The 24152-nt window shown below is 73.8% G+C and carries 22 protein-coding genes; 8 read left to right on the top strand and 14 right to left on the bottom strand.

Features of this window, described 5'->3' with window-relative positions:
* Positions 1 to 46: 46 nt before the first annotated feature.
* The 6 genes from ACIQGZ_RS00850 to ACIQGZ_RS00825 form a co-directional block, all read right to left on the bottom strand.
* Positions 47 to 607 (bottom strand): hypothetical protein, encoded by a 561-nt coding sequence (locus ACIQGZ_RS00850; RefSeq protein WP_402598453.1) that lies wholly within the window; start codon positions 605 to 607, stop codon positions 47 to 49.
* Between the two features lie 120 nt (positions 608 to 727).
* Positions 728 to 1762: a hypothetical protein gene (locus tag ACIQGZ_RS00845; protein WP_402598452.1), complete on the bottom strand. Its 1035-nt coding sequence runs from the start codon at positions 1760 to 1762 to the stop codon at positions 728 to 730.
* A gap of 54 nt (positions 1763 to 1816) precedes the next feature.
* Positions 1817 to 2170, bottom strand: a complete 354-nt coding sequence (locus ACIQGZ_RS00840) for a hypothetical protein (protein ID WP_402598451.1) — start codon at positions 2168 to 2170, stop codon at positions 1817 to 1819.
* Between the two features lie 238 nt (positions 2171 to 2408).
* Positions 2409 to 3257, bottom strand: a complete 849-nt coding sequence (locus tag ACIQGZ_RS00835) for an integrase (protein ID WP_402598450.1) — start codon at positions 3255 to 3257, stop codon at positions 2409 to 2411.
* 63 nt (positions 3258 to 3320) lie between these two features.
* Entirely contained in the window at positions 3321 to 3875 is a 555-nt protein-coding gene (locus ACIQGZ_RS00830) for a hypothetical protein (RefSeq protein WP_402598448.1), read from the bottom strand.
* A gap of 35 nt (positions 3876 to 3910) precedes the next feature.
* Positions 3911 to 5470, bottom strand: a complete 1560-nt coding sequence (locus tag ACIQGZ_RS00825) for an MFS transporter (protein WP_402598447.1) — start codon at positions 5468 to 5470, stop codon at positions 3911 to 3913.
* A gap of 97 nt (positions 5471 to 5567) precedes the next feature.
* Between ACIQGZ_RS00825 and ACIQGZ_RS00820 the strand changes: the two genes are divergently transcribed.
* The gene (locus ACIQGZ_RS00820; RefSeq protein WP_402598446.1) at positions 5568 to 6263 is read left to right on the top strand and encodes a TetR/AcrR family transcriptional regulator; all 696 of its coding nucleotides are present in this window, start codon (positions 5568 to 5570) and stop codon (positions 6261 to 6263) included.
* Here ACIQGZ_RS00820 and ACIQGZ_RS00815 read toward each other — a convergent pair.
* Together ACIQGZ_RS00815 and ACIQGZ_RS00810 are read right to left on the bottom strand one after the other, a co-directional pair.
* On the bottom strand, positions 6245 to 6697 hold the full coding sequence (locus ACIQGZ_RS00815) for a hypothetical protein (RefSeq protein WP_402598445.1): 453 nt from the start codon (positions 6695 to 6697) through the stop codon (positions 6245 to 6247). The genes ACIQGZ_RS00820 and ACIQGZ_RS00815 overlap by 19 nt on opposite strands.
* 29 nt (positions 6698 to 6726) lie before the next feature.
* The gene (locus ACIQGZ_RS00810) at positions 6727 to 8775 is read right to left on the bottom strand and encodes a TolB family protein (RefSeq protein ID WP_402598444.1); all 2049 of its coding nucleotides are present in this window, start codon (positions 8773 to 8775) and stop codon (positions 6727 to 6729) included.
* A gap of 324 nt (positions 8776 to 9099) precedes the next feature.
* Here ACIQGZ_RS00810 and ACIQGZ_RS00805 point away from each other — a divergent pair, with 324 nt between their 5' ends.
* Together ACIQGZ_RS00805 and ACIQGZ_RS00800 are read left to right on the top strand one after the other, a co-directional pair.
* A complete protein-coding gene (locus ACIQGZ_RS00805; protein ID WP_402598442.1) occupies positions 9100 to 10320 on the top strand; it encodes a hypothetical protein in 1221 nt (406 codons plus the stop codon).
* On the top strand, positions 10317 to 10871 hold the full coding sequence (locus tag ACIQGZ_RS00800; protein WP_402598441.1) for a hypothetical protein: 555 nt from the start codon (positions 10317 to 10319) through the stop codon (positions 10869 to 10871). Before ACIQGZ_RS00805 ends, ACIQGZ_RS00800 begins: the two co-directional genes overlap by 4 nt.
* Here the strand turns inward: ACIQGZ_RS00800 and ACIQGZ_RS00795 are convergent.
* Together ACIQGZ_RS00795 and ACIQGZ_RS00790 are read right to left on the bottom strand one after the other, a co-directional pair.
* On the bottom strand, positions 10840 to 11142 hold the full coding sequence (locus tag ACIQGZ_RS00795; protein ID WP_402598440.1) for a tetratricopeptide repeat protein: 303 nt from the start codon (positions 11140 to 11142) through the stop codon (positions 10840 to 10842). The genes ACIQGZ_RS00800 and ACIQGZ_RS00795 overlap by 32 nt on opposite strands.
* Positions 11120 to 12307, bottom strand: a complete 1188-nt coding sequence (locus tag ACIQGZ_RS00790; RefSeq protein ID WP_402598439.1) for an AAA family ATPase — start codon at positions 12305 to 12307, stop codon at positions 11120 to 11122. Before ACIQGZ_RS00790 ends, ACIQGZ_RS00795 begins: the two co-directional genes overlap by 23 nt.
* 221 nt (positions 12308 to 12528) lie before the next feature.
* On the opposite strand from ACIQGZ_RS00790, the gene ACIQGZ_RS00785 reads away from it, so the two are divergent.
* The 3 genes from ACIQGZ_RS00785 to ACIQGZ_RS00775 all read left to right on the top strand — a co-directional run bounded on the left by ACIQGZ_RS00785 (position 12529) and on the right by ACIQGZ_RS00775 (position 18207).
* Positions 12529 to 15747: an AfsR/SARP family transcriptional regulator gene (locus ACIQGZ_RS00785; RefSeq protein WP_402598438.1), complete on the top strand. Its 3219-nt coding sequence runs from the start codon at positions 12529 to 12531 to the stop codon at positions 15745 to 15747.
* Positions 15748 to 16120: 373 nt separating this feature from the next.
* The gene (locus ACIQGZ_RS00780; RefSeq protein WP_402598436.1) at positions 16121 to 16690 is read left to right on the top strand and encodes a hypothetical protein; all 570 of its coding nucleotides are present in this window, start codon (positions 16121 to 16123) and stop codon (positions 16688 to 16690) included.
* A gap of 104 nt (positions 16691 to 16794) precedes the next feature.
* Positions 16795 to 18207: a helix-turn-helix domain-containing protein gene (locus ACIQGZ_RS00775; protein ID WP_402598434.1), complete on the top strand. Its 1413-nt coding sequence runs from the start codon at positions 16795 to 16797 to the stop codon at positions 18205 to 18207.
* A 205-nt stretch (positions 18208 to 18412) separates the two neighbouring features.
* Here ACIQGZ_RS00775 and ACIQGZ_RS00770 read toward each other — a convergent pair whose 3' ends face one another.
* The 4 genes from ACIQGZ_RS00770 to ACIQGZ_RS00755 all read right to left on the bottom strand — a co-directional run bounded on the left by ACIQGZ_RS00770 (position 18413) and on the right by ACIQGZ_RS00755 (position 22918).
* A complete protein-coding gene (locus ACIQGZ_RS00770) occupies positions 18413 to 19015 on the bottom strand; it encodes a GDSL-type esterase/lipase family protein (RefSeq protein WP_402598433.1) in 603 nt (200 codons plus the stop codon).
* 395 nt (positions 19016 to 19410) lie between these two features.
* The gene (locus tag ACIQGZ_RS00765) at positions 19411 to 20430 is read right to left on the bottom strand and encodes an LLM class flavin-dependent oxidoreductase (protein WP_402598432.1); all 1020 of its coding nucleotides are present in this window, start codon (positions 20428 to 20430) and stop codon (positions 19411 to 19413) included.
* Positions 20431 to 20645: 215 nt separating this feature from the next.
* Positions 20646 to 21209, bottom strand: a complete 564-nt coding sequence (locus tag ACIQGZ_RS00760) for an EF-hand domain-containing protein (protein WP_402598431.1) — start codon at positions 21207 to 21209, stop codon at positions 20646 to 20648.
* 38 nt (positions 21210 to 21247) lie between these two features.
* Complete coding sequence (locus ACIQGZ_RS00755) at positions 21248 to 22918, bottom strand: aldehyde dehydrogenase family protein (RefSeq protein WP_402598430.1); 1671 nt, start codon at positions 22916 to 22918, stop codon at positions 21248 to 21250.
* A gap of 248 nt (positions 22919 to 23166) precedes the next feature.
* Between ACIQGZ_RS00755 and ACIQGZ_RS00750 the strand changes: the two genes are divergently transcribed.
* On the top strand, positions 23167 to 23607 hold the full coding sequence (locus tag ACIQGZ_RS00750) for a hypothetical protein (protein WP_402598429.1): 441 nt from the start codon (positions 23167 to 23169) through the stop codon (positions 23605 to 23607).
* 22 nt (positions 23608 to 23629) lie between these two features.
* Entirely contained in the window at positions 23630 to 23968 is a 339-nt protein-coding gene (locus tag ACIQGZ_RS00745; protein ID WP_402598428.1) for a hypothetical protein, read from the top strand.
* The last annotated feature ends 184 nt before the right edge of the window (positions 23969 to 24152 follow it).

The raw sequence follows: 24152 nt of genomic DNA, 5'->3' as shown, positions 1-24152 counted from the left end.
GTTTCGGCGGACGGTCACCCGAATGCGGCAGGCGGCCGGGTGCCGCTCAGGGGTGCCACACCTCGCTGAACCGGGTGATGCCGCCGGAGTCCCCGGTGATCTCGTAGAGGTTCCCGGAGCAGGAGAACGGCTCCGGCACGGCCTTGCCCGCCAGGCAGGCGGCCAGATGCCCGGTCAGCGCGGCCAGGGTGACCGCCTGGTGGGTGGTGGCGCCGGTGCTCAGCTCGGCGGTGGCCCCGGCGGCGAGCCGGTAGTCGGCGGCGGCGCCGGTGCCCGCGTAGTCCCCGCCGTCGGGGTCGCAGGCGAACTCCGCCCGCCTGGCCCGCAGCACGCCGCCGACCGGCGCGGCGGTCACCTGGACCACCCGGTGGCCGGCGGGCAGCTGGGCGGCGGTGCAGTCGAAGGTCGGCTCGGGGTCGAGCGGCAGATCGCTCACCGCGGCGGTGGGGGAGGCCGCTGCCGGGGCGGCGGCTGCGGTGGTCGGCGGTGATGTCGTCGGGCCGGTGGTGGTGCTGCCGGAGGCGTCCGCGTCACCCGACGCGCAGGAGGTGAGCGGGAGCACGGCCACGGCGAGGGCGGCCATGGCGAGCAGGCGGCGGGAGGGCATGGTGAGGGGTTCCCCGTCTGGAGGCGGTTCGGGTCGTTGCGGGCAGCGCGGCGGGCCGCCGCCGGAAACCTTCCCGGCGGCGGCCCACCACGAGCGGGGCCGGCTACGAGCAGGTGCCGGCTAGAGGCCGTTGCGCCGGTAGGGCACGTACGGGTGGCCGATGGCCTTCTCGTGGGCGGCGTCGCCGGAGTAGTACGGGTACGGGATGACGTGCGAGACCGTGCCCTGGGAGCCGTTGTCCTCCAGTGCGATGTACTTGGTGTGCGCGGCGTCGGCCCAGCCGCCGAACAGCACGGTGTGGTCGCCCGCGATCAGCGCGTCGCCCGGCTGGAGGTCGTCCTTGGAGATCGGGTGCGCATATGCGCTGCCCATCAGGCCGTAGGTGTTCAGCCCCGGCGGGTTGAGGCCCCATGCGGCCGAGACGAAGCCGGAGCAGTCGTCCCGGTAGCCGTTGGTGGTGGCCGACTGGCTGTAGCCGATCCGGTGGTTGATCCGCTCCAGCGCGCGGTCCAGGATGTCGCGCCGCTCGTCCGGCAGCCCGGTGAGGTCCGGGGCGGTGACCACGCCGGCGCCGGTGGTCGTGTGGTGGGAGCCCGGCTTCCAGGCGTCCCAGTCACCGACCGTCTGCCATGTGCCGTCGCCGTGCCCGTCGTACGAGCCACCGCCTCCGCCGCCGGAGCCGCCGCCCTTGGGCGGGGTGACCGCGCCGCCCTTGCCGCCGCCACCGGCGGGTGCGGCCGAGCCGCCTTTGCCGCCGCCCGGCTGGGCCGGGCTCTTGGGCTTGGCGTGCTCCTTGTCGTGCTTCTTCAGGTCGTCATGGATCTTGCGGTCCGCCGCGATGTACTCATCGGCGATGGACTTGATCTTCTTGGCGTCGGCGGCCAGCTTCGCCCGCAGCTTCTCCTGGAGCTCGCCCAGCGCGTCGGCCTGGGACGCGATGGCCTTGACGTCCTTGAGCACCTCGTAGGCGGTGGCGATCCCGGCCACGCCGCCGATCGCGCTCGCGGCCAGGTCGATCTCGGCGGCGCGGGCGAGCGTGGCCCGGATGCTCCCCAGCTTCTGGGTCACCTCGGCGACCCGCTCGCCGGCGGCCTGCCACTCCTGGCTGAGCTTGGCGAGTTCCTGCAACTGAACGCCGAACTGGTCGTCGGCCATGCGAATCCGTCCCCCTGTGTCCGGTGTGCCGATGGCTGAGCCGCGTACCCGGGCTCACATCACCTTGGCGAGGCGCTCGACCGACTTGCCCAGCGACTGGAGGTCGTCGGCGGCCGACGCCAGCTCCCGCACCCGGCCCTGGGCGTGGGAGGTGAAGGCGTCCGCGGCGGCCCCGTGCCAGCTGATGCCGCCGACGGTGGAGCCGATCTCCTTGCTCAGCTGGTCGAGCTGACCGCCGAGTGCTCCCAGGTCGGCCGCGATCCGATGCAGGTCGCCGCCGTCACCGAACATCGCGTTCAGGGTCCAGTGCGCGATCTCCACCGGCGTCATCACGATGTCCTTGGCGACCTTCACGGCGTCACCGGCCAGCTGTGTGCCGTCGTGCCAGGCTTCGCTCAGAAAGTTCATACCGCCGTTCCCCCGCGTCTCCGAAAGCCGTTTCGGTGCCCCGCGCGGCAGCCTGGTCAAGAGCCCGTACCACAGCGCGGCCACCGTCGAACCCCCACCGTAGCGAGGGATATGACCACGCGTCAGCATTCCGTACACAACCGGTCCGCCCCGCCAGGGCCACGAGGGGCGTCCCTCCCGTCAGCCGTCCCGCACCGCACGGGGGTATGAGCAACCCGCCACGCGCCCGGCAGCCCGGCTATGACAACGGGCCGCCATCCCGTCCCCCGAGCACCGCATGCACCACGGTCGCGTCATCGCTGACCTTCCCCCGCCGCCACCGAAGCCGTTCCGGATCAGCCGCCTCCGCCGCCCGCACCCGGCCCAGCAGCTCCCCCGGCCCGTCCTCCGCCAGCAGCCGCATCGCCGCCGCCCAGTCGCCCAGCCCCAGCAGGTCCACGTACCGGCTCGCCCCGTCGCTCATCGCCGCCACTGACCGCAGCGCCCCCACCGCCACCTCGCCGGTCAGCGCCTCGGCCGCCACGGCCGGGTCGGCGGCGGCCGTCCAGAAGCCGCCCGGCCGGTTCCGCAGCGCCTCCACGGCCGTGGCGTACCGGGCCCGCGCGGCGGCCCGCTCCGGCGAACCCTCCGGCAGCGCGCCCGCCGCCCGCCGCAGCTCCCGGGCCGCCCGCTCCACCCGGTCGTCGGTCACCGCCGCCAGCAGGCCGGGGCCCGCCAGCACCAGCGTGCAGTCCGCGAGCACCAGATACTGGAAGTGCCCGGCCACCACCCGGCCGACCGCGACCGTGGCCTGCGGCGTTCCGGGCGCGGTGAGGTCGCAGCCGTCGCCGTGCGCCGCCGCCGTGCCGCCGACCGCCTCGGCCAGGCAGTCGGCCAGCGGCCGTTCGGGGGCGGCGGTGGCGGCGGTGAGCAGTCGGCTGCCCAACTGCCGTACGTACCAGACGACCCCGTGGTGGCAGCCCGGGTCGGCGGGGCCGGGAGTGACCCCGTCCAGCACCACGAACGCCTCCGGGGAGACCAGCGCGAAGTCCTCGTTGGCCCGCTCGGCCGTGCCGGGCCGGGTCGACAGCTCGATCTGCATCCGCATCCGCCCATCCTGCCCCGCCGCCCCGCCCGACCGGCCGACCCCGACCGGCCGGCCCCGACCGGCTCAGGCGGCCGCGTCCAGCCCGGTACGGTCGGCGGCCGAGGCGTCCCTCGGGTCGGGGCGCGGCCCGGGTAGCCGCCGCACCGGGGCGGCCGGCTCCGGCTCCGTACGGCGCCCGTCGCCGGAGAAGACCAGCAGCCGGAGCACCAGGAACCGCCCGATCCCGGCCAGCCCGGAGGCCGCCAGGTAGACCGCCTGCCGCAGCAGCGCGCCCGCCGCCGGGTCCGCCGAGTGCAGGGCGGTCAGCGCCGCCGTGGTGAAGAGGTAGCTCACCACCACGGTGAGCCCGGACTGGAGATGGCACCGCCAGCCGGTCCGCGCGGCGCGGAAGGAGAAGCGGGCGTGCAGCTCGGTGGCCAGCAGCGTCGACCCGACGGTCACCAGCGCGTTGGCCACCGCGAACGGCAGCCAGGCGGCCAGCGGCAGCAGGACACCGCCGGCCGCCACCCCGACGCCCCCGCCGCAGACGGCGAAGCGGACGAAGGCGGCCGGCGGTGTCAGTGCGGTGTGCTGCTCGGCGTCCTGGTCGGCGGTGTCGGCGGCGGCTGCGGATTCCATACTCCGTAGCCTGCTCCTGCCCGCCGACAGTTCGCTCACCGTTCGCTGACAGCCCGCCGACCATCACCGGACGGAGCAGCGGAGCGAGCGGCGGACGGAGCAACGGACTCCCCGTCGGACTTCCCGTCAGCTGTTCCCTCAGGTCCCGCAGCCGACTGCCCGTCGACCACCGCCACCGGCGTCCCGCCGCGCACCGCGACGGCGGCGACGAGCGCGGCGACCAGCAGCAGCGCCCCGGAGACCAGGAACGCCCGGTCGTAGCCGACGGTGAGCGCCCGCAGCGGGTCGGCGGCGCCGGAGTGCCGGGTGGCGGAGACGGCGACCGTGGAGAGCGCCGCCAGGCCGATGCTGCCGCCGCACTGCCGACTGGCGTTGAGCAGCCCGCTGACCAGCCCGGCCTCGTGGTGGCGGGCGCCGGTGGTGCCCATCGAGGTGTTGGCCACCAGGCAGACCCCGATGCCGGCGCTGGTGACCAGGCACGGGCCCAGGAACCCGCCGACGAAGGTCGAGTCCACGCCCAGCAGGCCGAACCAGGCCATCCCCACCGCGCCCACCAGCAGCCCGCCGGTCAGCAGCACCCGGTTGCCGAACCGGGCGGCGAGCCGGCCGCTGACCATGCTGCCCGTCACGATGCCGACGCAGAACGGCAGGAACGCCGAACCCGCCGCCAGCGGCCCGTAGTGCAGCACCTCCTGGAGGAAGAGCGAGCAGAAGTAGAAGCCGACCAGCATCGCCGAGCCGATGAGCAGCACGATCACATTGGCCGCCCACACCGACCGGGCCCGGAAGACGCTCAGCCGGACGATGGGTTCGGCGCAGCGCCGCTCCCAGAGCACGAACGCCACGCCGAGCAGCACGGCGGCGCCCAGGGTGGCCAGGGTGCGTGCCGAACCCCACGGGTGGGAGCTGGTCTCCACCGTCCCGTACACCAGGAGGCTCATCGCGGCGGTGCCGAGCACCGCGCCGGTGATGTCCGGGAGGCCGCTGCGCGGGGCGGGGCGGCCGTGCACCGAGCGCAGGGCCAGCGGGACGACCACCGCGATGATCGGCAGGTTGATGAACAGCACCCAGCGCCAGTCGAGCACTTCGGTGAGCACGCCGCTGAGCAGCACGCCGAGGGCGCTGCCGACCCCGGAGACCATGGCCCAGATGCCGACGGCCCTGGCCCGGACGGGGCCTTCGGCGAAGTTCACCATGATGACGGTGAGGCTGATCGGGGCGAGCACGGCGGCGGCCAGGCCCTGTCCGGCGCGGGCCGCGATCAGCTGGGACGGGTCCTGGGCGAAGCCGCCGAGCACCGAGGCGACCGCGAACAGCAGCAGGCCGGCCAGCAGGGCGCGGCGGTGGCCCGCCAGGTCGGCGATCCGGCCGCCGAGCAGCAGCAGGCCGCCGAAGACCAGGGTGTAGGCGTTGATCACCCAGGAGAGGGCGCCCGGCGAGAAGTGCAGCGCCCGGTCGATCGACGGGAGCGCGACATTGACCACGCTGGCGTCGAGCACCACCAGCAGCTGGCAGAGGCAGGCGGTGGCCAGGATCAGGCCCAGGTGCGGCGGGGGTGTGGCCGGTTCCGGGGCGGGCCGAGTGACGTCCGTCATGCGAGTTCTCCCGATGCGTACAGCATTCGCGTTAGGTATGCCTAACTTAACCGCGCCGAAGGGTCGGCCCGCAAGGGCGTTCTGAGAAGATGGAGGCATGTTCGAGCGCACCGGGCCCATCGACACCGGCGGGCGGGTGCGCCGCCCACGCCCGGGTCTCACCACCGGCGCGGTCGTCAGCGCCGGGCGCCGGGTGATCGAGCGGGACGGCCTGGACGGGCTGACGATGCGCGCCGTCGCCACCGAGCTGTCCACCGCGCCGACGTCGCTCTACCGCCATGTCGCCGACCGCGAGGCGCTGCTGCTGGCCATCCTGGAGCAGATCGCGGCCGGCCTGCCGGTGGAGGTGCCCGGCGACACCCCGTACGCGCGGCTGCTGCGGCGGCTGCTCGACGCCCATGACTACATGGCCGACCACGTGTGGGTGCTGCACATCCTGATCCGCGGCGAACTCGTCGCGGAGACCGCGCTCGCCTTCAACGACGCCTGCCTGGCCGACTTCCTGGCGGCCGGGCTCGGCCCCGGCGAGGCGATGGCCGCCTTCCGCACCTGCTGGCACCTGACCCAGGGCGAGCTGCTCAACCAGTACCCGCTGCAGCCGCCCCGCGAGCCAAGCCAGCGCTGCCTGGCCTTCGCCGCCGTCGACCCCCGGCGCCTCCCCGCCCTCGCCGCCTGCCTGGCCCACACCCCCGGCCCGCACGCCCCGCGCGACGAGTTCCCGCACGCCCTGGCGACCCTGCTGACCGCCCTCCTCCCCCCGGCCCCGCCGCCGGGTCAGCCCCGGGTGCGGTAGAGGGCGGTCAGGTCGAGGGGCGCGAGGCGGGCGGCGAGGGCCGCCTCCTGGGCGGGGGTGAGGGTGACGCACAGGCCGGTGCCGGTGTCGTACGCGCCGTACAGCTGCTGCCCTTCCCCGTCCCGTGCCTCCGCGCAGACGCTGTACGGCGCGAGGGCCGCCAGGACGGCGAACCGCCCGTCGTCGCGGACGTCCACCTCGATCCCCGCCGCGGGGTCGGGCGCTCCCTGCTCGGCGCCCATGCGCAGCGCCCGCTCGTGGCTGGGCAGGGTCTCCGGCGGCCAGGGCCGGTCGCTGTACGCGTCCAGGTAGGCGGTCCGGAGGTCCGCCCGCAGCACACGCAGCGGCTCCCGGTGCGCCCGGACGGCCGCCGCCGCGCTCAGCCCGTCGCGGCGGAACCAGTCGCGACGCGGCGGAAGACGGGTGGCGGGCATGCCACCCATCTTCCGCCGTCCGCCGAGGGTCAGCCGGTGGTGCGGCCGGCCGGGGCGGGCAGGTACTCGCCCGGGACCACCGACGGGTCGGCCGTCGGCCGGGACGGCGTGGTCGGGGTGGGCGGCGCGGTCGGGGTGGTGAAGGACCGCAGGTTGTCCAGGGCCGACAGAGCACCGTTCGGGATCTTGACGACCGGCGCCCAGTCGGCGCTCGCGGCGATCGACGCGCCGATGGCGCGCAGCGTGCCGGCCCCGTACGACGACCCGCCGCCGTAGGTCTGCACCGAGCCGACGCTCGCGGCCTCCTGGCTGAGGTAGCCCCCCGTCGCGGCGGAGAGCGAACCCGAAGCGGACCACAGCAGCGGCCCGTAGCCCACGGTGGCCGAGGCGCCGGCCACGGCGTCCCGCCAGTTCCCGTAGTGCAGCACGGTGGCCGACACCGGGGAGACCCACCAGAAGCGGGCCAGGTTGGCGGCGACGCTCTCGTGGGTCTTGCCGCCGACGGTCCAGAAGGTCCACACCTTCTTCAGCGACACCCTGGTCATCGCGGTGGTCGCCTTGGAGCCGACGGTCACCATCCGGGTGCGCTTGGGGTTCAGGCCGTTGAGGTAGTTCCGCATCGAGGCGGGGATCTTCTTGCCGTCGGTGAGCAGGACCACGCCCTTGCCCTGGTAGCCCAGCGCCCCGGCGGCCGAGGCGGCGGCGAACGGGTCGCGGTACTCGCTGCCGTCCGCCACGAAGATCCACTCCGGGGCCTTGGCGATCTGCCTCGCGACCCGGACGGACAGCGCGTACCGGTCGGCGCCGTCGAGCCGCACCGGCTTGTAGCCGAGCGCCCGCACCCGCTTCAGCACCTTGTCGCTCAGCGCCTTGCGATTGCCGACCAGGTAGACGGTGCGCCCCTTGGGCAGCACCCGCTTGAGCTCCTTGGCCGCGGCGGCGTCCAGCGAACCGGCCGAGGTGGTCAGCACCGGCCCCCGCTTCTCGGCGCCCAGCGCGATGGCGGGCGCCGCGTAGGCGGCGATGCCCTTGTCGACCAGCACCGCCGACTTGGCCGTGATCAGGCCGTCGACGTGCTTGCCGCCCGTCTTGTCGTAGGTCCAGCGGGAGGCGGCGGTGTCGATCCTGGTGCCGCCGGTCCCGTACACCCGGAAGACGGCGTTCTTGCGCAGCGGCTGCCAGGCCGGCCGGCTGCCCTTGCCGGTGAGCGTGGTGGCGGTGCCGGTGGCCAGGTCGAGGATCTTCGTCGCCGGCACATCGTCGGACCAGCCCGCGTGGCCGCTGTGCGCGTCGTAGGCGATCCGGCCGCCGGACGGGGCCCAGCTCGGGTTCAGATGGTCACCGTCGTCGCTGGTGAGCTGCCGGATGCCGCTGCCGTCCGCGTTGGCGGTGAACAGCTGCGTCCAGTCGCCGACGACCCGGGTGAACGCCAGCTTGGTGCCGTCCTCCGAGTACACCGGCGCGGAACCGACGGCGATGATCTTCTTCAGCTTGCGGGTGACGCTGTCGTACGTCCAGATGCCGGCGTTGTCGTAGCAGCCGTAGCCGCTGCGCCGCTCGAAGGCCAGCGTGCCGGTGAAGGAGGCCGCCGGGTGGACGTCGCAGACCGTCTCCGGCTCCTGCTTCTCGGTCAGCAACGGCTGCGGCGCCCCGGTCCCGTCCGAGGGTCCGTACGCCAGCTGGCCGCCCGTACTGAAGACGATGTAGCGGCTGTTCCACCAGAACACCGGGTCCTCGTAGCTCGTGCCGGACCGCACCCCGGTCGCCCACGGCAGGGTGATGGCGGCGGTCCGCCCCTCCGCGCGGGCGGTGACCAGCTGGCTCCAGCCGGCCACCAGCCGGCTGCCGTCCGACGACCAGCTGGGCGTGTAGCCGTAGTTGGGGACGCCCGGGACGGAGCGCAGGCCGCTGCCGTCCGCGTTGACCAGTTGGACGCCGCTGCCGCCGTACAGGGCGATCCGGCCGTCGGCGGGGCCGGTCGCGGCGAGGGCGTCCGGCGCGGTGGCGCCGATCAGCCCGGCCGCCAGCGAGCCGGCCGAAGTGAGCGCCGCGAGCGTGCGGCGCGTACGGGATATCAAGAAGGAACCCCCCAGGGTGTGGTGTGGATACGGATGCCGCCGAGCCCCGCCCCCCGTGCCGCTCGACCGGCAGGGACAGAGCTTAGGGGCAGGGCGGCCACCGGCGACTCCCCATTTCCGGTGGCCGGGACGGAGCAGCGGCCACCCCGTCCACGCCGTCCGCCGCACCGGCTCCCGCGACCACCGCCGCCACCCCACGGTGGCCCGGTACGCTGCAAGGTTTTCGCAAGGGCGCGGCAAGCCTTCCGTCAGCCCGGCCGGGCAACCAGTCGGAGGCAGTGAGGCTGCGGGGAGACCCGCCGGGGGAGACAACAGGGGGACGCCATGTCGGCGTTGAGTAGGACCACGGAGCCGTCGGCCGAGGACCGCCAGTGGCTGACACTGGTCGGCCGGAAGCGGGTCCTGGCAGTGGTCCACACCGTCACATACGGGAAGCGGCTGCTCGATGTCCTGTCGCTGCTGGAGGCCGACTTCCGGCTCCAGGTGGTGTTCACGGCGCCGCCGCACACCTTCGGGGACGAGGTGCCGCGTTTCCTGGCGCGGCTGGAGAGCGCGGTGCTGCCGTGGGACGAGGCCGTCCGGATGACCTTCGACCTCGCCCTCACCGCCGGGCCGAGAGGGGTGGAGCGCCTGGACGCGCCGCTGATCACCCTCCCGCACGGCGCCAACTACCTGAAGCTCATCACCGGCAGCGGCGAGGGCGCGGCCGGACTGCGCAGACGGGACCTGGCCCCCGGCGGGAAGCTGCCCGCCGCCGTGGTCGTGCCGCACCACGCCGACCTGCGCGAACTGGCCCGCCACTGCCCGGAGGCGCTGCCGGTGGCGCATGTGGTCGGTGACCCCGTCCACGACCGGATCACCGCGAGCCTGCCGCTGCGCGCCGCGTACCGCAGGGCGCTCGGACTGGCCGACGGGCAGAAGCTGGTGGTGGCCGCCTCGACCTGGGGGCCCCGGTCGTCCTTCGGCCGGTTCGAGGCGCTGCTGCCCCGGCTGATCGCGGAACTGCCGGCCGACCGGTACCGGACGGCCGTCCTGGTGCACCCCAATGTGTGGTCGGGGCATGGCCCATGGCAGGTCAGGGCCTGGCTGGCGCGGTGCAGCCGGCTGGGGATCGGCCTGGTGCCGCCGGACGCGGACTGGCGCAGCGTGCTGATCGCCGCCGACTGGATCATCGGTGACCACGGCTCGGTCACCCTGTACGGGACGCTCACCGGAGCCCCGGTGCTGCTCGCCTGCTCGCCCGAGCAGGAGATCAACCCGGCGTCCCCCGCCGCCGCGCTCGCCGTCACGGCCCCGGCGCTGTCCCCGACCCACCCGCTTGAGGAGCAACTCCGCTACGCCGCCGCCGAGTACCGCAGCGAGGCGCACGCGGCCATCGCGGCGCGCATCACCTCGCAGCCGGGCCGCTTCAACCGCAACATGCGGCGGCTGATGTACCGGCTGCTGGGCCTGGGCCAGCCCGCCCACGAGCCGGTGACCCTCCGGCTGCCGCCGCCGCTGCCGCTGGACGCCTGGGCGGCCGACCCGGGGGAGGCGTCGGCATGAGACGGTTCGTCACCGTCGAGCTGCGCCGGACCGCGCCGCCGACCCGGTACGACGCCGATCCGGCGCGCCCCGGCTACGCGGTGTCGGCGCGGCCGGCCACCGCCGACGGGCCGGCGGGCGGGCGGCTGCTGCTGCTCGGTGCCGACCGCCGGGGCGTCCGGTGGGCGCCGGTCCGCGACGAGCACTTGGCCGTCGACCTCGACCGCTGCCGGGAGCGGCGCTGGCTGGACTGCGCCGACGTGCTCCAGGGCAGCCGCCCGTGCCCGGCGGCCGACGCGGCGTGCCGACTGGCGGAGATCACGGCCGCCCACCCCGGCTGCGGCCTCGCGGCGGTACCGCTCGTCGGCGGTGGCTGGGCGGCGGTCGGCGGCGCGGACCGCCGCGTCGTCACGCTGCCGTGCCGGACGCCCCCGCAGTGGTCGCTGCTCCCGTCCTGCCTGCACGGTTGGCTGGTCGCGGGCGGCTCGCTGCGGGAGCTGGTGTCCGCCCGGTGCGGCTGCGGAACCCGCGTGTCGTGGGTCAGCCCGGCGGCCCGGCCGACCGTTCGCTGAGCCGCTGCGCGTCGGCCGGGCTGGTGCTCCGGTACAGGGCGAGCGCCCGGGTGTGGAAGGCGGCGGCGGCCGGGCCGTCACCGTGCTCCCGGGCGGCGTCGCCCAGCATCTCCAGGGTCCGCGCCCGCCAGTGCGCGGCGTCGGAGGAGGTGAACACGGCGAGCGCCGCCTCCAGCTGGGCCGTCCCCGCCGCGTGCTCCCCGGCGCGGGCGCGGGCGCGGCCCAGGAAGGCGAGGGCGCGGGCCGCGTCATGCGGGTCGTGCACGGCCACCAGGTCGCCATGGGCCCGGGGCGGGGTCGTCCTCCACCGCGCGGTCGCGGGCATGGACCCGGACCAGGTCGTGGAAGCGGCAGCTGTCCGGGCCGATGTCCTCCACCAGGTTGGCCTCGACCAGCTCGTCAAGCCTGCGCTCCGCCCAGGGGAGGGATTCGGCGCAGGCCGCGGCGGCGGTCCGGGTGCCGAAGGTGAGCACCGGCAGTGGGCCGAGCCTGCGGTACAGCAGGGCGGCTTCCGGGCTCAACACCGCGTACGACGCGTCCAGGGCCTTGCGCACGGTTGCCTCTCCTTCGACTTCCAGCGCGGCCAGGCGGTCCGCGTCCCGGGCGAGCGCCTCGGCCAGCGCCTCGACCGGCTGCATCGGCCTGGACGCCAGCCGGGCGGAGGCGAGGCAGACGGCCAGCGGCAGCCCGCCGCAGAGCGCCACCAACCGCTGGGCGGACGGCAGTTCGCTCGCCACCCGGTCCTCGCCGATCCCCAGGCTCAGCAGCTCCACCCCGGCCGCGGTGCCGAAGGCCGCGAGCCGGTGGAACTCCGCCCCGTCCATCCGCAGCCCCGAGAGCCTGCGGCGGCTGGTCACGACGACCAGCCCGCCGGGGCCGCCGGGCAGCAGCGGCCGGACCTGCGCGGCGGTGAAGGCGTTGTCCAGCATCACCGCGATCCGCAGACCGGCGGTGCGGGAGCGCCAGAGCGACGCCAGCTCCGCCAGATCGGTCGGCACCGACGCCAGGCCGAGCGCCCGCAGGAACTGCCCCAGGGCCTCGCCCGGACCCGCCGGGCCGTCCACCGAATGGCCCCGCAGGTCGGCGTAGAGCTGGCCGTCGGGGAACTCGGCGTCCAGCGAGCGCAGCCATCTGGACACCAGCGTGGTCTTGCCGACCCCGGCCGGGCCGTTCACCACGATCAGCGGGCGCGGGGCGCCGTCCGCCGCACCCGACGCGAGCATCCTGTCCAGAGCCGCCAGGTCGTCCCGCCGGTTGGTGAAGTGGGCCGGTACCGGCAGCAGTTGCCGTGGCGCCGGGGCCGGGGGCGGTCCCTGGGCGGCGGCCGGGTGCACATGGATGCCGCCGTGCACGTCGCGGGCCTGGACCGTGGCGCCGTACAACTGGGCCGCACCGCCGATGGTGTTGCCGTGGGCATCGTCCGGAACCGCACCCATCAGTCCGCCCCCCGTCGATCGGTCGCGCTCGTCCGGATCACTCCGGTCCTACCCCCCGTCAGGTTCGCGATGCGGCCGACCGGCGACGAACCCGGATCGGCGCGGCCGGCCGACCGGTGCGGCAGTGCCATCTGGCGGCCCCTCCCGAGGCATGTCATGCTCACTAAAATGGACGAACCAGCGGAAGGGTGGCGCTGGTGGAATTCCACATACTGGGACCTGTGGGGCTCCAGCTGGACGGACGGCGCCTTGAACTGGGATCGGACAAAGCACGCATTCTAGTGGCGTCGCTCGCGCTCGACGTGGGCCGCCCGGTCGCTCTGGACACGCTCATCCACCGGCTCTGGGACGGCGAACCGCGTCCGAACGCCCGCGAGAATACGCACACCTATATCTCGCGCATCCGCAAACGGCTGCGCCCCGCCGGTACAGCGCCCAGCGGTACCCCGCGCGGTGGTCCGCTGCCCAGTGGTCTGCCGCGCGGTGGTCCGCCGCACAGCGATCTGCCGCGCATCGTCGGCCGGGCCCACACCTATGTACTGGAGGCCGACCCCGACTCCGTCGACTGGCACCGCTTCCAGCGCCTCACCGGGGCGCCCACCGCCGGCGACGACGAGCACGCGGTGGAGCTGCTGCGCCGTGCGGCGGGGCTGTGGCAGGGCGAGGCCCTCGCCGGGCTTCCCGGCCTCTGGGCCGAGACCGTCCGCAGGACGCTGGCGGAGCGGTGGTTGGGGGCCACCGTGGCCCGGGTCGCCGCCGAACTGCGACTCGGCCGCTTCGCGGACCTGGTCGGTGAGCTGTCCGACCTGGTCGACCGCCATCCGGGGAACGAGACGCTGCTGGGCCAGCTGATGCTGGCCTACTACGGCAGCGGCCGGTACACGGACGCGCTGCGGGTGTACGAGCGGACCCGCAGACTGCTGATGGCCGAGTACGGCTCCCGGCCGGGCGCCGAGCTGAACCGCATCCACCGCGGCGTGCTCGACCGGGTACCGGTCCCCGACCTGGTCGGGGGCAGGGCGGTACGGGCAGCGGCGGCCGCGCCGCCGACCCCGCCGGTCCGGCTGCCGCCCAGGAACCTCCCGCAGCAGTCGCCGCTCGTCGGCCGCCGGGCGGAGCTGCGGGCACTGAGCGAGGTGGTCGACGCGGCGGCGGACGGATCGGTCATATCGCTGGAAACCGTCACCGGCATGGCCGGGGTGGGCAAGACCGCCGTGGCCGTGTCCACCGCGAGCAGACTGGCGACCCGGTTCCCCGAGGCGCAGATCTATGTGGACCTGCGGGGGCACTCGCCCGCCCAGGAGCCGCTGAGCCCGGACGCCGCCCTGGCCACCCTGCTGCGGCTGCTGGGAGCGCCCGCCGACACCATCCCCGGTGGTCTGGAGGAGCGCACCGCGCTGTGGCGCACCATGCTGGCCGAGCGCCGGGCGGTCATCGTGCTGGACGACGCGATCGGCCCCGACCAGATCCTCCCGCTGCTGCCGGGCGACTCGCCCTCCCTGGTGATCATCACCAGTCGGCGCCACCTCACCGGCCTCCCGCACGCCCGCGCCGTCCCGCTGGACGTCATGCCGCCGGCCGACGCGATCACCCTGTTCCGGAGGTTCGCCGGGGAGGGCCGCACCCGGGACACCGAGGAGATCGCCCGGATCGTCTGCCTGTGCGGATACCTTCCGCTGGCCATCGAACTGGTCGCCAACCGCTTCCGGGTCCGCTCCTCCTGGACGCTCGCCACCCTCAGCGGACGCCTGGCCCGCAGCCCGGGGCGGCTCAGCGAGATCCGCGACAGCGGCGACCACGAGATGGCCCGCGCCTTCGACCTCTCCTACCGGACCCTCACCCCCGCGCAGCGCACCGCGTTCCGCCGACTCGCCCTGCACCCGGGCCCCGACTTCACCGTCTCCGCTGCCGCCGCCCTGCTGGGCCTGCCGCCGGAAGCCACCGAAAGGCTGCTGGAGGCCCTGCTGACCTGCCATCTGCTGCGCGAACCCGTACCCGACCGGTACCAGTACCACGACCTGCTACGGGAGTACGCCCGCTTCCTGGCCGCCTCGGAGGACGGCGAACACGACTGCGACCAGGCGGTATGCCGGCTGACCGACTTCTACCTCCAGGCCGCCGACCAGGCCGACCGCCTCGCGTACCCGCGCCGCATCCGGCTGGAGACGCGGCACGACGGCCTCGCGGTGGAGCTGCCGTACCCGCCCGACGCCGAAGCCGCGCGGTCCTGGTTCGCCGCCGAGCGGGAGAACCTGCTCGCCGTCGAGAACCACGCCCGCACCCATGGGCAGCCCGAACGCGCCGCCCGACTCGCCTACTTCCTGGCCGGCTTCCTGGACGCGGAGTGCCACTGGCAGGACGCCGGGACCGTCCTCCAGCACGCCGCAGCCCACTGGGACCGCACCGGCGCCCAGGCCGCCCTGTGCCGCGCGCTGTTCCACCTGAGCGTCGGCTACACCAGCACCGGGCGCTACGCGGAGGCGGCCGAGGCCGGTGAGCGTGGGCTGGCCATCGCCCGTACCCGGGGGGACACGGAGGCCGAGGCGGAACTGCTCCGCGTACTGGGCGCCCTGAACTGGCACCTCGGCGAGCACCGCACCGCACTGGACAGATTCCGGCAGTCGCTTGCCATAAAGGCGCGTGCCGGAGATGTGTGGGAAAACGCCAGAGGACACAACAACATCGCCATAACCCTGCTCTTCCTCGGGGAGCACGATCAGGCCCTGGACTATTTCCACACCGCCCTCGACGGATTTTTGGCCGTGGAGGACAGGACGGCCCTTGCGAAGACCCTCAACAACATGGGGGATCTGTACATGCGGGCCGGGAAGCCGGATCTCGCCAGGAAATCGCTGGAACAGGCGATGTCCTTCCTGGGGGCCACCGGAAACCGCTATGACCGGGCGACGGTACGCGGCAGCCTGGCCGATCTCCTCACCGAGTCGGGGGAAGCGGAGGCGGCCCTTCCGCTTTACCGGGAGATGCTGCTGGAGTTCCAGGAACTGGGTGACCGGAAGAGTCAGGCGGACACCCTGATCGGCCTCGGGGAGGCGCACCGCAGGACGGGGGACCACGCGGCCGCCGCCCGCTACCACCTGGACGCCCTCGAACTCGCCCGCGCCATCGGCGCCGCCCACCAGGTGACACAGGCGCTCCGCTGCCTCGGACAGGCGGAGTCCGCCGGTGGGCGACCGGCCGCCGCGGCGGGGCATCTGCGGGAGGCGGTGGCCATGGCGACCCGGACGCAGGACCTGGACGAGGCGGTCAGGGCGCAGGGCGTACTGGCCGAGGTGCTGCTCGCCGTCGGAGACCTGGCCGGGGCCCGGGTGGCGCTCCAGCGGGTGTTCGATTCTGGGCGGCCGATTGACCGGCAGGAAGCGGTCAGAACACGCGAACGTCTGATAAGACTCGAAAGGAAGCAGCGGGCGGGCAGTCAATAAGATTGTATGACGTGACCCGCCGTCCCTTATGGACTTCTGGGGTCGAGCAAATTTTCGATGTTAGAACGGATGCGTGATACATTCCCTCCACATGATCATCGGTGGAAGGGGAACTCGCGCGTGAGCAGGGTGCGTTGGACGGTTTCGGTGGCCGGGTTCGCCGTCGTCCTGGGGCTGGCAGCGACGTTGGTCGGCCCAATCGCAGTAGTACCACGATCTCCGTATCTCGTACAGATCGATTGGTCGCAGCCGCCGACCCTGGACACCCAGGCCAGGTGCATCATCATCATGACCGTCTCCAGGGACCCCGGCTCCGCCGCCCCGGCCGCACCTACACTGGCGGCACCAGCCGCGCTGATCACGTGAGGGGTGCATGGTGTCCGCCACCGCCCGTGCCGTCACCAACGCGCTACAGCCGCGCAACGCCCTGCTGACCGGTCTGGTCGGGCTCGGGATCGCTGCGGACGGCGGGCCGGCCGGGGCCGGGTGGGGTCTGCTGGCGGCACTGTGCGCGGGCATCGTCCCGGCGTCGTACATCGAGTGGGAGCGGCGGCGCGGCACCTGGGGCGACCGGCATGTGGTGGACCGCCGCCAGCGCCCCCGGATCTTCGCGGTGATCCTGGCCTCCATCGGCACCGGCACCGTGCTGATGCTGCTCGCCCACGCGCCGGGCGACGTACTGGCCGCGATGGTCGCGCTGTGGGCGATGACGGTCGTCCTGCTGGTGGTCAACACCGGGTGGAAGATCTCCGTCGACTCCGCCGTGGCGTCGGCCGCCGTCACCCTGCTCGCCGTGGTGCACTCCCCCTGGTGGCTGCTCGCCCACCCGCTGACGGCGGCCGTCTGCTGGTCCCGGGTCGCCCTCGGGTACCACAGCGTCGCGCAGACGGCGGCCGGGGCCGCGCTGGGCGCGGTCGCCGGTGCGTCCCTGCTGCTGTGCTAGCGGTGTTCCAGCGGTCCGACGGGGAGCCGGTCGGTACCTCCCGCGATGTCGCAGCGGGCGGCTACCGTTTCGCCCATGACATGTGCACCGTGGGGATGCGTCGCATGACCGGGGAGTCCCCGGCCGACCTGACGCGGGCCGAGGACGCTCTGGCACTGCTGCGGCTGGTGGGCCGGCGGGGAGCGGTGCGCGCCGTGCTGGAGTGGCTGGCGCGGCGGACCGGCGCGGCGGTCGCGCTGGTGGCGGGCGACGGATCGGTGCTGGCCTCGGCGCCGGACCAGCCGACGGCCGAAGTCCCGTCCGCCGTACGGGAGTTACACCGGCGCGGCGCACCGGCGGGCGTGGTCGGCGCGGCCGGGGCGCGCACCCTGCACCTGGTGGCGCTCGGCCGGGAGCCGTACCTGGTCGTCGACGCGGTCGGCAGCCACCGGTACGGGACCCTGCTGGTCGACACCGTGCGCATCCTCGGACTCTGCTGGCACCTGGAGGAGGCGGAGCGGACCTCGCGCCGGACGGAGTTGGCGCAGGCGCACAGCAGGGAGGCGGTGCTGCATCTGCTGATGAACGGCAATGTGGCGGCGGCGCATCGGATCGCGGGGGCGCTGGGCTCCCGGCTGCCCAGCCCGGCGCGGGTGTACGTCGTGGAGTGCCCGAAGCAGCGGCGGGCCACGACGGCCGAGCGGCTGACCGGGCTGGTGGAAGGTCCGGCGTGGATCGTGCCGTGCCCGGTGCGGTTCAACCACCTCATAGCGGTCGTCCCGGCCGGGATCGACCAGGGGGAGCGGCGGATCGTCGAGCAGCTGCCGGAGTGCCGGGTCGGCGCGAGCGACGAGGTGGCGCTCAAGGAGATGTCGCTCGGCTATGAGCAGGCGTTCCACGCGCTGGCGGTGGCGCGCAGCGCACCGGACCGCTGGGCCAGGTTCGGGCGGCACCTCGGCCTCGCCCCGCTGCTGGGGCCGGACGGGGCCGGCTGGGCGCTGGAGCTGCTGCGGCCGTGCCTGTCGTACGAGCCGGCCCGGCAGGCCGACCCCGGGGCGGAGGAGCTGCTCGGGACGCTCGGCTCCTGGCTGGCCTTCGGCGCCGGGGCGAGTCGGCATCTGAAGATCCACCGCAATACGCTCGCCGCCCGGCTGCGGCTGATCCGGAAGCTGCTGGGGCTGGACCTCGCCACCAGCCTGGCCGACCAGTCGGCGGCCTGGCTGGCGCTGCGGCTGTACACCCGGCACCCGCCGTCCCCCGGTGGCCCCGCCGACCTGGGCCCGCTGCTGACCACCCCCGCCGCCCAGGGCTGGGCCCGCTGCCAGCTCGACCCGCTCGGCTCCGCCACCGGCACGGTGCACGCCTGGCTGCTCGCCGACGCCAGGCTCCCGAAGACGGCGGCCGCGCTCGGCATCTCGCTCCCGGGCGCGCGCAAGCGCCTGACCAGGGCCGAGGAGCTGCTTGGCCGCTCGCTGCTGCACGCGCCGAGCGCCAAGTACGAGCTGTGGCTGGCGATGCGGGCGCTGGGGCGGCTCTGAAGCGGAGCGCCGCCCGCCGCTGTGCGGAGAGAAACCCGGGCGGCTGCGCGCTGTGCGGACTGTAACTGGTTCCGCTCGGCGGCCCGGTCTACCGTCCCTGTGTACGACGGGAGCCGGTCCGTCGGGGGGCACGTCGGCCACAACCGCGGGGGAGTCGCGGAGGCGCGCCCCGGACGGGCCGGTGATACCCGGTCGGTCGGGTGCGTCAGCCCCGGCCGAGCCAGCCATGCCAGTGCGGCTGCACCAGCCGGGCGTACTCCGCGTAGCCCTCGCCCGCAGGGTGGGCGCCGTCGCCGTCCCGCACCTGGGCCATCCACACCTCACTGGCCAGCAGCGGGTCGAAGACGCTGAGGTAGCCCACCCCGGCGTCGCGGCAGACGTCCGCGAACCGCCCGTCCAGCAGCGCCGTACGCCCGTTCTGCCGCTCGTCGGCCACCGGCGGCGGCCCGACCGCCAGCGCCCGCCACCCCGACTCGTCGGCCTGCCGGAGCAGCGCGGCTAGGTGGGCGGCCGAGTCGGCCGGGTCCACCCGGGGCCCGCCGTTCTCCCAGGTCGTGTCGTTGACGCCGAAGGAGAACACCACGCGGGCGTCACACCCGGCCGGCAGCCGCAGCGCGCACTCCCGGTGCCAGCGGTCGCGGATGTCGCGGGAAGTCTGCAATCGCACGCCGAGGTTGTAGGAGGTCAGCGGCTGCTGCTCCCGGTGGGTCCGGCCGCTGAGCCGTCCGACCCAGCCGAGGTGCTCGGGGTCACCGACCCCGGCGACGAAGGAGTCACCGACGAAGCAGACGCGCAGATCACTGGGCACGGGCGCCATGCTCCCACGCGGCCCCCGCCCGCCGAGAGGCCCCAGGTCCCGGGCCGCCGACGACACGTCACCTCTCGGCTCCCCCGGCCCCGCCGCCCCGCCCGGCTGGCCGGGGACGCCGCCCACCAGCACGCTTCTTCCACGGGATGTCGAACCACTCGGTGTGGGGGACGCGATAGAGGGTGCCCCCGGTGCTGCGGACCAGCATGTCGTCGTACCCGTTGTCACCGTCGCCGTTGCCGTCGCGGCCCGTCCAGCCCCCACAAGTCAGCGCCCCGATCCCCCACCGCCCGGCCGCACACTCCGTATGCGCGCACCGGCCCGCGCCCGCCAGCCACGGCGGACCTTCCCGGTCACCGTGGAAGCCGGGCCCCCGGCGGCCGTGTGCCGAGGGGTCAGCGAGCGGGCTGCCAGCCGAGGGCGGGGCCGAGGTGGGTGGTGATGTCGGTGAGGATCTGGACGTAGTCCGCGTGGTCGAAGCTGAAGGGCAGCGCGAACGCGACCTCGTCGACCTCCCGGAAGGCGGGGTCCGCGTAGAGCCGTTCCGCGAGCTGCGCGGACGGCCCGACGAGGTCGGGCGCGAACATCAGGCGCGCGGGCCCCTGCGGCGTGGCGGTGCGCGGCGTCCGCTGCCGGGCGTACTCCTCGTACTTCGCGCGCTGCTCCGCTGAAGCGGTGTCGGTCGGGATGACGACGAGACCCTGCGAGACGCGGGCCCGAGCGCCGTCGGGGTGGTGGGTGCGGAACGTCCGGATGTGCGAGAGCTGGATCTCGGCGAAGTCCTCGGACTCCTCCGCCTTGACGACGCTGCTGGTCAGCAGGTTCATCCCGTGCTCTCCGGCCCACCGGGCCGACCGCAGGCTCCCGCCGCCGTACCACATGCGGCGGCTCAGGCCGGGGGCGTGCGGCTGGACCCGGTCGGAGTACACCTCGAACCCCTCGACCCCGCTGAAGTCGGTGGCCGGTTCCCCCCGTACGAAGTCCAGCAGCCGCTCCACCCGCCCGTAGCCGAAGTCCTCCGCGTCGGCGGTGTCGGGGTAGAGCGCCGGTCCGACCTGGTCGTAGTGCATCGGCGGACCGACGCTGACCCCGGGGTTCAGCCGGCCCCCGGACAGGAGGTCGACCGTCGCCAGGTCCTCGGCCAGCCGCAGCGGATTCTCCCAGCCCAGGGGGATGACCGCCGTGCCCAGTTCGATGCGGCTGGTGCGCTGCGAGGCCGCCGCCAGCACGGCGACGGGCGACGAGATGCCGTACTGTAGGTGACGGTGCCGCACCCATGCGCTGTCGAAGCCCAGCCGCTCACCCAGTTCGATGATCTCCAGCGTCGATTCGTGCCCGCGCCGGGGATCGGCCCCGTCGAACAGCCCGATCGTCAGGAACCCCAGCTTCCGCAACGGCTCCGAGGTCAGCGGCACGGGGGTCCTCCATCGTCTGCGGCATGGTCTGTCGAACACCGAACCGCTTCGATGATGTCAGCTCACCGCCGTGCCCGCCTCACCCAGTGGTGTGCCCCCTCCCGGCGAGGCGGCTGCGGCGCACTCGACGCACTCGACGCACCCGACGCACTCGGCCACCGACCCGGGGAACCGGCGACGCGGCACGTCGTCGGTCCGGCGGGCGGTCCCGTGCCTCAGACCAGTGGGCCGTAGAGCCAGTTGCCCGCCGCGTCGGCCTCCGGGCTGATGTAGTACTGGCGGATGGCGGCGAGGAGTTCGTCGACGCTCAGCTTGCCGTTGCCGTTGGCGTCCAGCTTCCGGAACGCGGCGGCCCGGTCGGCGGGCGCGGTACGGAACACCTCCTGCCAGGCCTGGAACTCCCGCTCGTCCACCTCACCGTCCCCGTCGGTGTCGAGCAGCGCGCAGACCGCTTCGGCCAGCGGCCGGAACGACGCGTCGAAGCCTTCGACCGAGGTGACGAACGCACCGGTCATGCTCACGCGGTACTCCTCGGGGGAGAGCTTCCCGTCCCCGTCCAGGTCCGCGACGGCCGAGAGGGCGTCCCAGAAGCGGGTCATCCCGTCCATCAGCGCGGTGCCCTTGGGAGAGGTGACGGGCTCACCGAACCTGGTCAGCAGCTGGGAGCCGAGGGTGAGCAGGTCATCGCGGTCGATCGAGCCGTTGTCGTCGGTGTCGAAGTGCCTGAAACAGATGTCGATCTTGTGGTGCAGCAGGGGGGTGCCGGAAAGCATGGTCATGGGCGGTGCCTCTCTCGTGGTGGTGGTTGTGGTTGTGCTCATGCGCACGGGTGGCCTCGGTCGGCGGCCCGGTGGAACCCGGCCGCGGCGAGGTGGTCGAAGTGCCCCGCCCCGCCGGTGCCGATGCTGATGCCCTGGAGCCGGGTGGTCCGCAGCAAAGGGATGTTGGCCTCCCCGAACACCCCGCCGGAGAGCCCGGTACCGCCGATGATGGGCAGGACGGGCAGGGTGCCGATGTGGCTGTCATTGACCTTCAGCACGCCGCCGTTGGTCACCTCGTCGGTGAACCGGTCGACGACGTACGGGTCGCGGGCCCACAGGGAGTTGCGCAGCCCGTACCGGTTCGCGTTGACGAAGGAGATGAACGCCTCCAGCAGCCGGCGGTCGGCCGCCGGCTGCGCGGCCGACACGCTCTCGGGCACGATCACGCACATCAACGGGAAGAACGTCTCCTCCGCGACCGCCCGCATCACCGCCGCCTCCCGCAGCCCCCGCACCCGCAGCAGCACCGGCCTGATGAAGGGCCCCCGGAGCGACGGCCTGTCCCGTACGTCCACCAACTCGCCCCCGCAGAGCAGCTCGGCGCCCCCGGCCACGGCGTCGTCGAGCACGTCCTTGCACTCCGAGCGCTTGACCACGGGGGTGAGTACGACCTCGGGGTCCTCGGGCGGCCCCACCCGCAGCGCCGCCACCCGACTGCGCAGCAGCTCGGTGAACTCCTCGGCCACCGCCGGGTGGACCAGCGCGAACTTCGGCGCCAGGCAGAGCTGCCCGGACCCCTGGTAGCGCTCCAACGCCGCGTCGGCCGCCTGCGGCAGGTCCGCGTCCCGCCAGACCACCAGGGCGTCGTTTCCGGCCAGTTCCATGACGGGCTTCTTGCCGTGTTCCAGACAGGACCGGGTCAGCTCGGCGCCCTGGCTGGAACCACCGAAGAAGAAGATGTCATCGCAGTCGGGCGAGGCAAGCCACGTCCGCAACACCGGCCGCGCCGGCGCGCACAGCACGCTGAGCGTGCCGGGCGGGGCACCGTACTCGGCCAGCAGCGGGGCGACCAGCTCGTGGAAGAGGTACGCGACGCTCAGCGGCACCGACGGCGGGGCATTGACGACCAGGGCGTTCCCCGCCGCCAGCGTCGGCACCCCGGCCAGGGCGGTGAGCACGGGGGCGTTGCGCGCCGGGTCGAGGCAGACCACCCCGTCCGGCTTGCGCACCAGCCGGACCCGCCGGCCCGCCTGCTCGCCCTCCCACACCATGGCCGCCCGCGCATGGTCGAGCGTGTCCGGGTGCGTCAGATTCAGCGCCGCCGACAGCGCCCAGTCGGCCACCCGTACGGGATGCCCCTCGGACACCAGGACCGCGCTGAACTCCGCCGCCCGGTCCCGCAGCAGATCGTGGAACGCCCGCACGAAGTCCAACCGCCGCTCCAACGGCACCCGCGCCCAGGCCGGCTGCGCCGCGCGGGCCAGCGCGAGCGCCGCGACGGCCTGCGTCCCGGTGGACCGCGCCACCCGCCCGACCAACCGGGGATCGGTGTGGTCCTCCGGCGCGGCACGGTGGTGGTCCAGGCGCGCCTTGAGCGCGAGCACCTCGTACGTCTCCTGGAGCATCGCGCTGCTCCTGGGCCAGTGCACCCACCCCTCACCGGGCTCGGGCACACCGCCCAACAGGACGGGATAGGTCGGCAGCTGCTCACCGGGGGAACGGGTCACGTCCCGGATTCTCTGTCCCCGTCCGTGGCTTTCACCTGCCCGGCCCAACCAATCACCCCGGACGAGTGATGTTTCCCTTCAGCCGGATTCAGCCTTGCCAACGCAACGACGGTACGCACCCGGCCACCCCGCCGCGCGCCGCCGCCGGTGGCCCACCCAGCGGGATCGGCCTAGCCTGGACGGGCCGGTCCGTCCGCATCGCGCATCCGGGCCGGGGGCCCGTCTTCTCGCCGAGGGAAGGAAGTCCCGTGGCACGTCCATCAGCACGCCACCACCTGGCTCCACTCCTCCTCCTTCTCGCTGCCCTGCTCGTACCGGCCACCGCGCCGGCCGCCCGCGCCGCGACCCCCACGATCCTGCTGGACGACCTCCTGAACCGCCCGTCCGTCAAGCCCGCGACCTTCCAGGTGACCTGGACGGCCCAGCTCAGCGGACTGCACTGGACACACTGGGGCACCGGCCTGGCCTCCGGAACGGGCACCCTGCGGATCAACACCTGCCTGCCGAACTGCGCCCAGGGCCACATCCGCGTCCTGCCCGGCGCCCACCTCCAGGCCACCGGCGTGCGCCTCGACCGCAACCAGCCCTACTACCGCCAATACCGAATCCTCGCCCCGACCTTCTCCCCCGCCGACCGCACGGCCTACTCGCACTGGACCAACGCCTACACCCCCAGCGACTTCCGCTGACGGGTGCGGTTGACTGGCGCCCATGGAGAACTCCGAACCTGTCTCCACCGTCCGGGAGCTGATCGACCAGGTCGCGCCCGCTCCTGACGCGCCGGTCGTCCTTGAGGCCCCGGAGGACACCCGCCTGGCCGAGCTCATCGCTGAGGTAGGCCGCTGGGCGGGGCGACCCCGCAGCCTCGCAGCGGGCGGTCTCACCGACCCGTCGCTCACCGAGCGCACCGGACTGCCGCTCGCCCAGCCGTTCGGGGGCGAACTGCTGGAGATGGTGGGTTGGGCCGACAAGTCCCGCTGGATCGGGTGCGGACGCGTCCCCGGCCCGGAAGGCGCGCTCCCCGTACCTGCGGGGATGGTCCCGTCGTGACCAACGCGGCGTGCACCGCCACCTCGTGCTCTCCGCGCTGGCGATGCGAAACAGAAGGGGAGTCATCTTGGCAATATCGATCATTTAGGGTCGAGGTTGGGCGCAATGTATCCCGAGAAAAGCGATTGTGGCCAAAATCGATCGCTCGGGCCAAGCTGCTCATCGTTGTCAGACCCAGCGTGTT

The sequence above is a fragment of the Streptomyces sp. NPDC092296 genome, assembly GCF_044755465.1.
GTDB lineage: Bacteria > Actinomycetota > Actinomycetes > Streptomycetales > Streptomycetaceae > Peterkaempfera.
Note: the sequence above shows the minus strand (reverse complement) of the source record. Positions and strands in the feature narration are given on the sequence as shown.